Annotated in this window: 10 protein-coding genes; 6 read left to right on the forward strand and 4 right to left on the reverse strand. The window is 59.9% G+C overall.

The features are described 5' to 3' along the window. The 4 genes from P9M14_07380 to P9M14_07395 all read left to right on the forward strand — a co-directional run. Window positions 1–512, forward strand: a 512-nt coding sequence (locus P9M14_07380) for an MFS transporter (GenBank protein ID MDP8255551.1), incomplete at its 5' end; no start/stop codon positions are given. Window positions 513–586: 74 nt separating this feature from the next. Beyond that, window positions 587–1,741 (forward strand): ImmA/IrrE family metallo-endopeptidase, encoded by a 1,155-nt coding sequence (locus P9M14_07385; protein MDP8255552.1) that lies wholly within the window; start codon window positions 587–589, stop codon window positions 1,739–1,741. Beyond that, the gene (locus P9M14_07390; protein MDP8255553.1) at window positions 1,741–2,235 is read left to right on the forward strand and encodes a DUF4411 family protein; all 495 of its coding nucleotides are present in this window, start codon (window positions 1,741–1,743) and stop codon (window positions 2,233–2,235) included. Before P9M14_07385 ends, P9M14_07390 begins: the two co-directional genes overlap by 1 nt. 159 nt (window positions 2,236–2,394) lie before the next feature. Beyond that, window positions 2,395–3,831, forward strand: a complete 1,437-nt coding sequence (locus P9M14_07395; protein ID MDP8255554.1) for a PIN domain-containing protein — start codon at window positions 2,395–2,397, stop codon at window positions 3,829–3,831. 406 nt (window positions 3,832–4,237) lie between these two features. Here P9M14_07395 and P9M14_07400 read toward each other — a convergent pair whose 3' ends face one another. Both P9M14_07400 and P9M14_07405 read right to left on the reverse strand, forming a co-directional pair. Continuing rightward, entirely contained in the window at window positions 4,238–5,839 is a 1,602-nt protein-coding gene (locus P9M14_07400) for a hypothetical protein (GenBank protein MDP8255555.1), read from the reverse strand. Between the two features lie 253 nt (window positions 5,840–6,092). Beyond that, window positions 6,093–7,496, reverse strand: coding sequence for a hypothetical protein (locus P9M14_07405; protein ID MDP8255556.1), 1,404 nt, complete (start codon window positions 7,494–7,496; stop codon window positions 6,093–6,095). Window positions 7,497–7,664: 168 nt separating this feature from the next. Between P9M14_07405 and larB the strand changes: the two genes are divergently transcribed. Both larB and P9M14_07415 read left to right on the forward strand, forming a co-directional pair. Beyond that, window positions 7,665–8,402 (forward strand): nickel pincer cofactor biosynthesis protein LarB, encoded by a 738-nt coding sequence (gene larB, locus P9M14_07410; GenBank protein ID MDP8255557.1) that lies wholly within the window; start codon window positions 7,665–7,667, stop codon window positions 8,400–8,402. A gap of 10 nt (window positions 8,403–8,412) precedes the next feature. Continuing rightward, complete coding sequence (locus P9M14_07415; protein ID MDP8255558.1) at window positions 8,413–10,485, forward strand: hypothetical protein; 2,073 nt, start codon at window positions 8,413–8,415, stop codon at window positions 10,483–10,485. A 63-nt stretch (window positions 10,486–10,548) separates the two neighbouring features. On the opposite strand, the gene P9M14_07420 is transcribed toward P9M14_07415, so the two are convergent. Together P9M14_07420 and P9M14_07425 are read right to left on the reverse strand one after the other, a co-directional pair. Beyond that, complete coding sequence (locus tag P9M14_07420; protein MDP8255559.1) at window positions 10,549–11,823, reverse strand: tetratricopeptide repeat protein; 1,275 nt, start codon at window positions 11,821–11,823, stop codon at window positions 10,549–10,551. Beyond that, entirely contained in the window at window positions 11,820–13,547 is a 1,728-nt protein-coding gene (locus P9M14_07425) for a hypothetical protein (protein ID MDP8255560.1), read from the reverse strand. Before P9M14_07425 ends, P9M14_07420 begins: the two co-directional genes overlap by 4 nt. Window positions 13,548–13,617: the final 70 nt, after the last annotated feature.

Below are 13,617 nucleotides of genomic sequence, written 5' to 3' on the forward strand. Positions count from 1 at the left end.
CCGCGTTCGTGCTGGTCTACAAATGGTCGGCCCGGGTCGGCAAGAAAAAGGTGTTCCTGATCGGCAACGGCATATTCGCGCTCTGCCTGCCGCTGCTGGTGACCATGAAGCACTTCCCGATCTTCGGCTGGGCGATCAACTGGGTGGTCATGCTCCTTGGCGGGGCCGAGCTTTCGTTCGGCGTGATCGTGCTGCTGCACACCCTGACGATTTTCACCATGGCGGTGATTCCCATCGCCACAGTGTTCGTACTGCCGCGCGCGATCTTCGCCGATATCGTGGACCTCGACGCCGAACTAACCGGCTACCGCCGCGAGGCGATGTACAACGGCATGGAAGGACTGCTGACCAAGTTCGCAGCCGGACTGGCCACGATCATCGCGCCGCTGCTGCTTAAATACGGCGGCGATACGTTTGAAAACCCCTGGGGCATCCTGCTCGCCGGACCCGTTGCCGGTGTGCTGCTCTTGCTGGGCTACCTGGCGTTCAAGAAATACCCCATCGAGAAGTAAGGGGGATTACTTAAGCTGGGCCGACATTAAAGCTGTTATAATGGAGGTAGAGGCCAAAGGCACATGAGGGCATTATGATTCGCGTTCAAGTTCCACCAGAGTTGCTCATTTGGGCCTGTAAACGTGCCGGGCTGGATGTTGATTCGTTGTCGCAAAAGGGGTCTTTTCGCAAGCTCCCGGACTGGATAAGCGGAGAGGCGCGCCCGACCCTTAAGCAGCTTGAGGTCTTCGCAAAGGCGACCCATGCACCCTTTGGATATTTTTTTCTACAAGAACCTCCGAAAGAATCCGTTCCCATCCCTGACCTTCGTACTGTCGGGAATCAGTATATCGGGCATCCGAGCCCCGACCTCCTGGATACCATCTATATATGCCAGCAACGTCAAGAGTGGTATCGCGATTTCGCGCGAACAATGGGAAACGTACCGCTGCCCTTTGTTGGTTCCGACACCGTAAAATCCGACGTAATACAGGTTGCAGAGAATATCCGACAGTCGCTTGGCTTCAGCGTGGAGCAGCGCCGTAATATGTCCACTTGGACCGATGCCTTGCGCCATTTCATCGGACAGGCAGACTCTTTCGGCATCATGGTCATGGTGAGTGGAATTGTGGGCAGCAATACACGTCGCCCGCTTGATCCGCAGGAATTTCGCGGATTTGCGCTTTCCGACCCCTTGGCTCCTTTAGTTTTTATCAACGGAAAGGACACCAAGGCGGCGCAGATGTTCACCCTTGCCCACGAGCTGGCTCATATCTGGCTTGGGGAATCCGCACTGTCCGATGTCACTCCGACAACGATGCCTTCCCGTGCTGTGGAGGCCTGGTGCAATAAGGTGGCTGCCGAGCTGCTGGTTCCAATTGCCGATCTTCTACAGGCTTATAAAAGCAAGAACGACCTGCGTATGGAAATGGACCGCCTAGCGCGTCGGTTTAAAGTCAGCACGCTTGTGATTCTCAGAAGGCTCCATGATGCGGCCAAGCTGTCCCGAGATGAATATTGGAATATCTACGACGATGAGTTGGAAAGGCTTCGTGCAATTGCAGCCTCTAAAGGCAAAGGGGGCGATTTCTATTTATCTTTACCTGCCCGGGTAAGCAAACGCTTTGCACGGGCCATTGTTATTAGCACTTTGGAAGGCCAGACGCTGCATCGCGATGCGTTTCGTTTACTGGGCTTTCGTCAGCTGGCGACATTTCATGAGCTTGGTCATCAATTAGGGGTTGCTTGATGGCCTATATTCTTGACGCGAACGTGTTCATCCAGGCGAAGAATCTCCATTATGGGTTTGATTTTTGCCCGGCGTTTTGGGATTGGCTTATTGAAAACAATACGAAAAACAAGGTTTTTAGCATCGAGAAAGTCGGCGACGAAATCCACGCCGGTAATGATGAGCTTGCGACATGGGCGGCGCAACGAGGCACAGGGTTTTTTCTGAAACCAGACTCAGCCATGTTGTCTGCGCTGGGCGAGGCAAGCAATTGGGCGGTGGGACAGGATTACGATCCCGCAGCGGTGAATACCTTTTTTCAGGTAGCAGACTATTATCTGGTGGCCTTCGCACTTGCTCACGGACATACGGTTGTAACCCATGAAGTAGCTGCTCCATCTATTAAAAAGATTAAGATACCTAACGCCTGCATTGGTTTGAATGTAAAGTGTATTAGCCCCTATGAAATGTTGCGCACAGAGCGCGCCCGCTTCGTTCTTGGACCAAACAGATGAAAAAGATGCGGAGATCCAGTGACACGAAACTTAATTATCTTATAAGTAACTGCTCTATAAGGGTTAAAAGATGTCGGTCGTCAACCGTCAATTAAGTATCGTGTCCCCATAACTCGCCCCGAAATTGGGCAGCTTAGCTGAACAAGTCAGGCACGGACGATGAGTGCAACAGTAGTCTTCCTTTTTGCCGACACAAATCTCTTTCTCCAGTGCCTACCACTGAAGCAACTAGATTGGTCCCCGTGGTCGGCCTTCAATGAAGTGAACTTGATCATTTCAAGTCCGGTTCTGCGTGAGATCGACCAACTGAAACTCAGAGGCAACGACCGCCCAGGAAGCCGTGCTAGGTCTACATCGAGTCTGTTGCGGCAAATTACGAGAGGAGAACAGCCCTACCTCGTAAAGGAAAGCGACCCCTGCGTGAAGCTGCTCATCAAGGCAGAATGCGCACCTAGCACCGACCTTGAAGATCGCCTAGACTATAATGAGCGTGACCACCAACTGATCGGAACGGTTCATAAGTTCGCAGCAGAAAATCCTGATGATGAAGTTTGCCTATTGACACACGATACAATTCCTCTGGTTATGGCCCAGTCCCTCGGCCTTGCAACCGCTATGATCCCCGATAACTGGCTTTTACCGCCAGAAAAATCAAAAGATGAAAAAAGGATTATAAAACTCGAAAGCGAGCTAACCCGGCTGAAAAATTCTGAGCCGCAATTTCAGATAAACTGCTTGAACGCCGATGGTGAAAAAATCGAGAAGCTCGATTATGGGCTCGTGAGTCATACGCCTTTGATTGAAGAACAGGTTCAGGAGTTGATGCAACGAATAGAGAAATTCTTTCCCCCCGAAACGGACTTCAGCTCGCTCGAGACTCCGATTCATGGCCTGAAGAAGAGGTTGTATTCGCCGTTAACAGATGCCGATATAGCCAATTACCATGAACAAGTTTACCCGGAGTGGCTTAGCCAATGTGAAGATATACTACGGCATCATCACGAAGCCCTTAGGCGACAATCGAAGCCTCCAGTTTTCTGTTTTTCAGCGCGCAACACCGGTACCCGACCCGCAAGAGACTCCCTTGTTACGATACTGGCAAAGGGCAAGAAGTTTTCGATCATGCCTTCTGCCAGGAGCAATAACGGGGACGACGAAGAAGTCGCGAGAGAGCAGAACAATTTGGAACTGCCGCTGCCACCGTGTGCGCCTCGTGGCATTTGGAGAATGACTAGAGCCAATGGGATAAAAGCTATTCGGCCGCTATATCAACTACGTTCCGCATTGCGTCAACCTCTGCATGATCGGAACGCCTTCTATTACAAGACAGAACGGGACACAAATTCGAGGTCTTCTTTCCGTCTTGAGTGCGAACAATGGCGCCATGAGGATGTAGATGAAAAATTTGAAGGAGAGTTCTGTATTGACGAAGACGTGAATGAGGTATGTGGTGCTTTGGAATTCCGAATACAGGCAGAGAACCTCTCAACAACGGCGTCGATGTGCGTTCCGGTCTACATCCGAATAACTCGCCCTAGTGCCTATGAAAGCGCGGAAAAATTAGTCTCACGGCTCATTGAAAAGGCCGGTAGGTAAAACCGAAGAAGGTTGCCTCGGTTGAGGGGGAGTTCCGGGGACACCCATAACCGCACTACTTCGCTAAAGCTTCGAAGTGCTACGCTACCTCTTAAAAACGTATTAACCGTTCGGTTTACAGAAAGTGTTATTCGCGTGCCTTGCAGACACCCATTCGCACCGATCCTTTTTGGGCCGTGCATGATTCGATCCACTGGGCGTGCCGCCCAATCAGCATAGCGGCGCAGACAGGCCTTTCCTCCCTGCTCGCCAATCCCCGAAACCGGGCCGGACACAAGGAGTTATAGGGACACGTATTTTAAATGACCGTTGACGGCCGATCCAATTTTGATCTTATATAACAGCGTCTTAGATGATAATTAATGATTGCTTCCCCATAACTCATCCATAACTCTACCCGAAGCAATCACTGCTTTTTCTGGCGGTTTCTCGTTCGCAGCCAGGTGAGATCTTGTAGGAGGAAGTACAAGATCAGGCCCAGGAACAGCACGAGCATGCCGACGTTGAATGTATAGTAGGTATACCACTGGCGCATGTCGGACTTGTAGATCAGTTGGGCGTAGTAGATTGCCGGCAGCAGAAACATGTATAGCGAGACAATCAGGTTGCCTCTTCGTCGGCGGTCCAGGGCCGGGAGTGTGAACAGCAGCGCCCAGACACTCACGTAATATCGGGACAAAATCAGCATTGCGAAGATCGCGGCAAAACCCAGCAGCATCCCGGTGTGATCGTCGCGGCGCAGCATGGCCAGGGCGGTCAGCGCAAGCAGCAACGCCGCGCCCGCGTGATAGGCCGTCTTGTTGCGCTGAATAAGCTCGGCACGCTTTTTTGAGGATACGTACGCGCGGCCCTTGCTGTAGTCGAACACTGACAGGCGGCCTATGCCGACACGGTTGGCGGACTTGATGTGGTTCGCGCTGTGGATCTCGATCTTCTGTTTCCACTCCATCCACGCCCCTGGCCCACGAGCGGTAGTGCTTCCCAGGGCGATCATCAAGATGCAGCTCAGCCCCAGGGCCGTGAGAAACACTGTATAGCGGCGCGCGGGCATCTTCAGCCGCACCACGTCGCGCAGCCAACACAGGGCCGGATGCAGGGCCAGCAGGCCCGGAAACCCGCGCATCATCGCGGCATAGGCCAGGATCGGCGCGGCGGCTATCGGGTGTCCCTTGTGATAAAGGGCCACGGCAGCGACCGTGAGCACCAGCCAGTCGTAATGAAAATAGTTCCCCACCAGCAGACGGTCGTTGCCATGGTAGAGGCAGATCCACAGTGCGCCGACCAGTGTGGCGCGCAGGCCAAAGGCCCACCAGGCGATCAATATCGTCAGCACGTACAGCAGCAGTTCAACGCTGCACAGCAGTTGCAGGGTCGTGGGGTTGCGAATATCCACCGCGTTGAGCAGCGGGCGGTGGATGATCAGCCAGGCCGGAGACGGATTGAAGCCGCGATCACGCAACGGACCGGCCCAACGCCGGGGCGAGCGCTGCGTTTGAATGGCCTGGATGTCCTCCTTGAAAAGCTGCCAGCGTTCGTCGCTGAAGCGCCGCCGTACTCCCTCTGCCCTGGCCCTGGTCAATGCGGTGCTGCGGGAGATGAAGCCGTAGGTGTACATATCGCGGACTTTGGGCACGTTGCGCTTGGTGAAGATTGGTTTTTCAAGCTCCGTGTCCGCCAAAATCACGGCGTTGTAAAGGTCGAAGTAGCCCAACTCGTCGAAGTACTTGGTGCCCAGCACGTAGTGAAAGGCGTTCCAGGACTGAACTTTGTGATCCAGCGCCAGATCCTTGAGCCTTCCCTTGTATTGATAGAGAAACGTGGTCGCCAACATCAGCAACAGCGCGACGGTCACCACTTTCTGGCAGGTCTTCCACCCCTTGCGCTCGCAAAGCCAGCTCGCGGCTAGAACGATCATCACCGAGACGATAATGTAATATTTAAAGACCGTCGCGTTGGATGGGTGGGAGATGAAAAACGCCGGCACCACGGCGAGCAGCGCGAGAGCCAAGACAGCGACCGCTAACCTGATGAATATTTTATCTGATATTCTCATCTCACCTAAAGTATGGAGTTCCGGTGAAATTACGGCAACGCGATATTAAATTATTGCCCGATTGAAACTTTCCCCGTACTCCGACCCCATAGAGATAAACAGTCAAAACTCGCGAATCAAATATCGAGCACAAAACTTGGCCTAAGACGAATTGTAATTTAATACAGCCCGATGTCAAGGAAAAATTCCGCTACGGGCTCGGTCGCTCTTACTCCGGCCAGGCGTTGAAGATCTCGGTGTATTCCTCGATTACCTTCGGGCCCATTTCCGGTCCCACCGAGAGGATCGAGAAGTAGATGTAGGTCAGTTTGCGGTACTGCTCCTCGGTCATGATGTAGCCCAGCCAGTCCATGCCCAAGGTGATCAGGAACTGGTGGTCGCCGCCCATCAGCGCGCGGCACTCCAGGCCCAGGTCGGGCACCAGCTCGCCGGGCACCGTGCCGAAGCGTACGTTGCCGATGGAGAACGCGGTCATGGTGGTCGCGCCGTATTCGCCCAGTGGCGGCATGTCGCGCGGGATCAGGTCGAGCTCGCCGGCCATGGCGAACAGCGGATTCTCGAGCTTGCCGTAGATCTCCTTGTGCACCAGGTGCACGCGGTAGTCGGTGAGGGTCTGGGCCTGCAGCAGCAGCAGTTGGGCATCGTCGGCCAGCACGCGGCCGAAGTTGTCCACGTCCTCCCAGGTGCCCCATTGGTTGCCGTCGATCTCAAAGCCGTACTCGGGATTCTGCGGGTGGACCGTGGCCCCCAGCGAGCTGTTGACGTACATGTTGATCCCGCCGATTTCAGCGTCCATCAGCCGGTAGTAGGCCCCGGGGTAGTCGGCGGTGATCTCGCTGTTCTGCGGACCCATCACCATCGGGTGGCAGCCCCAATTAAACAGCGTACCGATCAGCTCGCCCGCCGCGTCGCGCGCCACCATCAGCGAGGTGTTGTCATCGGTGATCGCCGCATCGTCGACCGTGGTCTGCGGGTTGTAATGCAGATCGGACTCGGTACCCGCGGCAAACTCGAGGGTGGCCGGAGTGCGCGCCTGATAGGCGTCAAGACCCGCCTGCACCGCTCCGGCGACCAGCGCCTCGATGTAGTCATCGTCGCGTCCGGTCTTGGGCGGCAGCATTACGCCCCAGATGCCCACAGTGTCCGGTGCGCCGTGGGAGTGGCTCGAACAGACGACGATCCGCTCCGGAGCGATGGCCAGCGCCTCGCTGATCTGCTGTTGAATGCGCTCGACCTCGGTGATGATTACGCCCACCGCGTCGATGTGGATCACGATTATCGGCTCGGCGTCGCTAGGCGCAAAGGCCGCAGCCGTGGCGTAGAGCGGATCGTGCGTCCCGCTGGACCAGCGGCAAAAGTAGTCGCTGAGAAAGTAGGTGCCGTAGCCGCCCATCATTACCGAATGCTCGACAGGCAACTCGACCCGCGCGAATCCGACCTCAAACGGCTGATCGTCATCGCCCGTGTCGTCGTCGCCCAGATCATCGTCGGCAACCTCGTCGTCATCGTCGTCGTCCGAGCCCTCGCAGGCGCCCAGGCACAGGGCCGCGATCAACACCAGGGCGACGATCAGCAACAGCCCGAGACCAAATCGTTGCGCCGGATTTACCATCAGCGTCCACCTCGCATTTTAATTTATGCTCCTCGACCATCGTCGTACGGCATTGTTATTGTAAAGTGAAAGCCGAGCTGTCCTCAAATCTATACGGTTCGCCAGGCGGCTTGTTTATAATATGATGCGTTATCAGGGGCCGGATTGATCCAAGGAAAGGGGCGTCGATTGAACCGCGACGATATCAAACGACTGATCGAGGGGCTGGTCGAGGGACGTATCGATCAGCAGCAGGCGCTGGAACAGCTCAGCGGCTACGAGGAGCTGGGATTCGCCCGGCTCGACGTGCAACGCGAACAGCGCACCGGTGTGGCCGAGGTGATCTTCGCACCGGGCAAGACCTTCGATCAGCTGCGCAAGCTGATCAGCAGCTCCCTTGAGGCCCACGGCAAGGTGCTGGTCTCGCGCCTCGATCAGGATTGGGGCGACCAGCTTTGCGGCGAGTTCGACGTTACGCGCTACGACCCGCTGTCGCGCACCCTGCGCACGCCGTATCCCGGCGCTGCCAAGCTGCCGCTGATCGCTGTAGTCTCCGCAGGCACGTCGGACCAGTCGGTGGCCGAGGAGGCGGCGGCGGTGCTCGAACATTTGGGACACCGCGTAGAGCGAATTTTTGATGTGGGCGTGGCCGGAATCCACCGCCTGCTGCATGTGATCGACAGCCTGCGACAGGCCCGGGCGTTGATCGTGGTTGCGGGCATGGAAGGCGCCCTGCCCTCGGTGGTGGCCGGGCTGGTCAACCGACCGGTGGTGGCCGTACCGACCTCGGTGGGCTACGGCGCGAGTTTCGGCGGCGTGGCCGCGCTGCTGGGCATGCTCAACTCCTGCGCCGGCGGCGTGGGCGTGGTCAACATCGATAACGGCTTCGGCGCGGCGCTGCTGGCGCACCGTATCGCACCGGAGTAGATCCACAACGATGAGCCGACGCCTGCATCTCGTGGCGGCGTTGTTAGCCGTGGTCCTGGCCGCGATGCTGCTGCTGGCTGCCTGCGAAGCGGATAAAAACGATTACCACGGCTACGACCCGCCGGGGGACGACGACGCGGGCGACGATGATGTGGGCGGTGAGGATGACGACGGCGCAATCGAGCCGCTGCACGACCGCTGTCTGTTCTACCGCGACGAGGACTGGGCCTTGCCCGACGAAAAGCGCGCCGACGCTCCGGGCCTGCCGCGCAATCGCTTCACCGCCGACGCCGCGTACAAGATCAATGGGCTGATCGCGCGCTCCCGCGAACTGATCAACGACCCGCACGTTGCGGCCCTTGATCGCCATCGAGCATTGCAGGCGCTGGTGTGCGGCCGCACGCCGCAGCTGCGCAAGGGGCTGGCCCTGTCCCAGGCCGCGTTGGAGCGCGATCAATCTCTGAGTGCGACCCAGCGCGGCGAAACGCGCATCGCCCTGCTGCTGGTGCTAAGCATGCTTGATCGGCTGCAACGCGCAACGGATTACGCGGTTCCCGACCTGTTGCCATCGCCGCCGATTGATCACAACGGTTCGCTGCAGATCGAGCTCAACCCGGCGGTGATCGAGCGCTACTGGAAGTTCTACCACTGGACCGAGATCCTCGGCGCGTTCAACAACGACTCGCAATACCTGCATCTGCTCGAGGGCACCGGGCGCGAGGACTTCATCGACAGCGAGATCGGCCGTAGCAATATCGAGACCCAGATGGACGAGTGGCGCGTGCGCCCCGAGGTGTGGAACGACGCCGGACTGAGCGACGAGCAGCGGCTGATGAGCGCCAAGTACGGCATGTGGCGCAACCCCGACTGGGGCGGGGGCGGCCACTATGTCGACGAATATTGGGCCTGGGAGCCCTCGTTCGTGGACGAGGACAGCCCGCTGTTCACCGGCAACCTGCTCTCGGCCCTGGCCGCGGAGTACGGCGCCACGCGCCATCGGCGTACGTTGCGGCGGCTGCGCCAGATGGTCGATGCGCTGCTGTACTACGACGAGCTGACCATCGACGGCCCGGATCCGCTGGACGTGGGTCCGCGCGACGGCCGCTTGCAGCGCGGGCCGAAGATGAAAAATCTCTACTACAGCGATGAGCCGAACCTGATGACCCTCACCCTCGACGAGCAGGGCATCCACTTTCATCACAACAACAGCGTGGCCGACCAGCGGACCGGCCGCGAGCGCAAGAACGTCTCGCGCGACCAGTACTACGGAGTGCTCACCGGCTACTACACCCTCTACACGGTGTTCCAAGGCCTCGACGCGCTGGACGCCGACGAGGAGCAGCTGCTGTGCGACGTGGTGATCCACATGGAGCGCATCGTCGACTACCTGCGCGGGCCGCGCTTCAACCCGGATCACGGGCCGCTGTACAACCTCTACGTGCTGTTCGAGGGCTCGTGCGCCAATCCGCCCAACCTCTCGTTCATGGGGATGATGGCCGCGGACTGGCTCGAACAGGTCTCGGGCCGCGAGCTGATCCATTGGCAGGCGGGCGACGAGCTGATGGGCGCGCTGCTCGACCTGGGGGCGCTGATCGGCACGGTCGAGCTGGCCTCCGAGCTGTTCGAGCCGGCGCACAGCGGGCTGACCGCGCTCAACCAGTACTTAGGCGCGCTGCTGATGTCCGACCAGCCGCGGGCGCACTGGGAGTTCATCTTCCCCGGCGAGCTGTTGCGCGACGCGTCCCAGGGACGGCGCAACCTCTGGCGGCGGCTGATCGCGGCCTACGCCTTCAAGTTCGGCGACACGGGCAACGCCGACTACCAATCAGTGGTCGACGAGCTGCTCAGCCCGGAGTTCAACCCGCCGACCACCGTGGACGACCTGTACTGCGGCACGAGCCACGGCTACGTCAAGGTGCGGCCCGCGGGCTGGGGAATCGAGGACCTGGTCTGGCCGCTGATGCTGCTGGTCTACTCCGCGGACAACTCCGCGGACCTGGCCGACGAGCTGCTGATCCAGTACCAGAGCCTGGTGGATCAGGGCGTGCTGAGCTTCGAGCACACGGACATCGAACCGAATTAGAACAAGCACCCATATCAGGTAAGCCTAATCAAGCGCGACTCGGCGCGGGGCGATGGATAACGGCTATCGCGGCAGGTTGAAGCGCGCCAGATACTGATCGTCGAGTCCCACGCGCTGTCGCAGTTCCTCGCGGCTCGGCCCGGGCAGCGGCTCGCTTGGCGCAGGGCGCACCAGGCCCGCGGCAACGATCTGGTCGACGAGCAGCAGGCCCAGGTCGCAATAGCCATACCAGTGCAAGTGGCAGGACCAGTCGAACAGCTCGTCCCCGGGGATGCCGTGCGGCGCCCGCTCGTTGATCGCCCGCTCCATATCGATCAGCATCAGCCCGTGCCGCTGGGCCACGGCGCGGACGATGCGATTCTGAGTCGGCGAGATGCGGTTGAAGCGCTGGTATTCGACCGCCTCGGCATAGGCTTCGCGCGCCGCGGAATAACGCCCCATCGATTCGTGGCAGCGTCCGATCAGGTACAGCGACTCGCCCCCGGGATGCGGGGCGAGCAGCTCGGCCGCCTCGGCGAACCGTCCACGCGCATACAGCGCCCGCGCCAGGTCCGAGGGCTGCGACCCCGCCGGCAAGCGATAGCGATCGGTGGGTTTATTGTAACGCAGGTTCACCGGCAGCGTGGCTAGGGCCAGCTTGACGTTGCGCTCCTGAGCCAGGTCGGCGACCTGCTCCAAGTTGCGCTCGAACCACCAGTGGAGGTCCTGCAGCGGTTGTTCGGCCACAGGGGATCGCCCCAGGGCCGCGTCCAGTCCGCGTCCCATTGCCCAGCACAGGGGCGGCGGCTGCGGGCCGTCGGGGAGCACGGTTCCCTCGTTATTGCCGCTGATCACCACGATCAGGTCCGGCTGATACTCGAGCAGTTCCTCCACGACCTGCAGCACCTTGTGCGAATTGCCGCCGCAGGTTGCAGCGTTGATCAGCTCGATTTGCGCCGAGGGGTAGCGCGCCGCGAGCTGCTCGCGCGCCCAGCTGTCGATGCCGCCGATGGTGCGTCGGGCGTCCGAGGGATAGACGTAGGGGAAGCCCATGGCGAACGAGCCGCCGACGATGAACACGCGAAAGGCGCACTCCGCCTTGCGCACAGGAAATCGCGCCACTGCGGTCGAGGGTTCGTGCGACACGTAGTCCGCGGACTTGAACAGCCAGCCGGGACGCACGAAGGCCGGCCCGGCGAGCCACGAGGTCACATTCTCCCACTGCTGCGGCTTGACGGGCTCGCGGTGCTCGAACAACTCGGCAATCGAGGCCAGGCAGGCCAGCAGCAGGATCAGCGCCAGGGCGGCCAGGCACGCCGCACTACGCCACGAGCGCCGCACGCGCCAGTCGTCGATCATCGGCCGCTCCCCGGCGCGGTGTCGGCCGGATCAAGCCATGCGGCTTCCGGACACGGGCCCGTGTGCAGCAGCAGCGTCTCAGGCTGCTCGAGCTCCCCTTGGTCGCGGGGCAACCCTAGCAGCCTGTTCTGCGCTAGGCCGCTGACCAGGTTGAGCAAATCGAAGAACAGGTCGTGCTTACGCTGCGAGCGGTCTGCACCCAGGTCGAGCTCCCACACGCCGTGGTTTGCCGTGGAGATAAAAGCCCGATCGCCGGTCGGGTCCAGATCGATCCAGCGCGCCCAGGGCGGTGCCCACAGGCGGTCGATCAGCTCCAGGCCGTCGAGGGTGCGGACCTCGATCAGCGGCGAGAGCCCGGCGAGGATCAAGTATCCGCGCGCAGCGTCCACAGCCATCACGCGCACGCCGGGGAAGGTCCTCACCCGGTCCAGCTCCTGGTAACTGTCGGCATCGACCACCAGCACCAAGCCCGACAACGGGTGGCTGATGAACAGTCGCCGTGAATCCGTGGCGATGGCGATGCGGTTGGGACTTGCCGGCAGCGGCATAGTTCGCAGCACCTCGAAGGTCTGCGCATCAAGCATCATCAACTGCTCGGGGAAGATGTTGACCACGTGGATCACGTCGCGTTGCGGGTCGAGCAGCAGGTCGCTGTGGCTGCCGTAGACCCCCTGGGCCGCGATCAGCGTGGCGCCGTCCGCGCAGACCAGCACGCTGCCCTGGGTGCAGCTCGCCGCCAGGATCCGCCGTTGTCCGTCCCACCAGGTGCGGCAGAGGTTCATCCGCTCGAAGCGTTGGTCGAGCTCGATCACGCGTTCAAGGCGCAGGGTGTCCGCGTTGAGCACGAACGAACGCTTGGCTGACGGGGCAACGTAGATCAGTTTGCGCGCTACGCTGTCCAGCGCCACGGCCTGCACCTGGCGCGCTGTGGGCTCGACCTCGTGCTCCACCCAACGCTCGGGCCGTGCGGGATCGAGACGCACGATTCGTCCATCGCCGTCCTGGGCCAGGATCAGCGAGCCGTCCGCCGGGTCGCACAGCACTTGGTAGCAGCCCTGCTGCCAAATTTGCCGCAACTGCGGATCGGCCTGCGGCCGGTCGGTTATCACATCCAGCGGCGTGGCCAGCCAAGGCAGCAACGGAACAATGCACAGCAGCCCCGCGGGCAGCAGTCGCGCGGGACTTAGGTACCACGGTCCCTGACGACGGTAGGCCGACCAAACGAGCATCGGCAGCAGCAGGTCGGCGATAAGCACCGCCCGACGCGCGGCCGAGTACAGCATGTCGCAGATCCGCGCCGAGGCGCGGCAGCCGATCAGAAAGAACAGGTTGGCTCCCACGTAGAACGCCGCGACCAATGGCCAGCCGCCGTGCGGGATCTCGGGCCGGGTGCGAAACGGTGCCGCGGCCAGCAGCCACGTGGCGGCCACGGAGATTATCAGCGCCGCGGTGAACGAAATCCCGGCCCTGGAATTGCTCGACCCGCGCGACGGGGTCAGCACCAGCAGCGCGAACACAGGCAGTGCGACGTAGAACAGCGAGCAATAGATGTCGAGCTGGCCCAGCAGATTCAGGCTGGTGCCGAACATCGATTGCACCATCATCCGCGTCAGGCGGTCGCGCAGAAAGCCGACCATCAGCAGCAGCGGGATCAGCGCGCGCAACAAATAGAACAGCAGCGCGCGTAGCCCTGGATTGCGAGAGAGTCTAATCAGCCCTTGCACCTCGACCTGCACTCCCATTGACGGGTGGATAGTGGATTATAGCCAGTATTCCCTTCTTCGGATAAAGTGA

It is taken from the genome of Candidatus Alcyoniella australis (assembly GCA_030765605.1).
GTDB classification, from domain to species: domain Bacteria; phylum Lernaellota; class Lernaellaia; order JAVCCG01; family Alcyoniellaceae; genus Alcyoniella; species Alcyoniella australis.

What these genes read in the sequence shown, in the direction of transcription:
- P9M14_07385 (MDP8255552.1), top strand. Translation starts at nt 587, where the DNA reads ATGATTCGCGTTCAAGTTCCACCAGAGTTGCTCATTTGGGCCTGTAAA.
- P9M14_07390 (MDP8255553.1), top strand. Translation starts at nt 1,741, where the DNA reads ATGGCCTATATTCTTGACGCGAACGTGTTCATCCAGGCGAAGAATCTC.
- P9M14_07395 (MDP8255554.1), top strand. Translation starts at nt 2,395, where the DNA reads ATGAGTGCAACAGTAGTCTTCCTTTTTGCCGACACAAATCTCTTTCTC.
- P9M14_07405 (MDP8255556.1), bottom strand. Translation starts at nt 7,496, where the DNA reads ATGGTAAATCCGGCGCAACGATTTGGTCTCGGGCTGTTGCTGATCGTC.
- P9M14_07415 (MDP8255558.1), top strand. Translation starts at nt 8,413, where the DNA reads ATGAGCCGACGCCTGCATCTCGTGGCGGCGTTGTTAGCCGTGGTCCTG.
- P9M14_07420 (MDP8255559.1), bottom strand. Translation starts at nt 11,823, where the DNA reads ATGATCGACGACTGGCGCGTGCGGCGCTCGTGGCGTAGTGCGGCGTGC.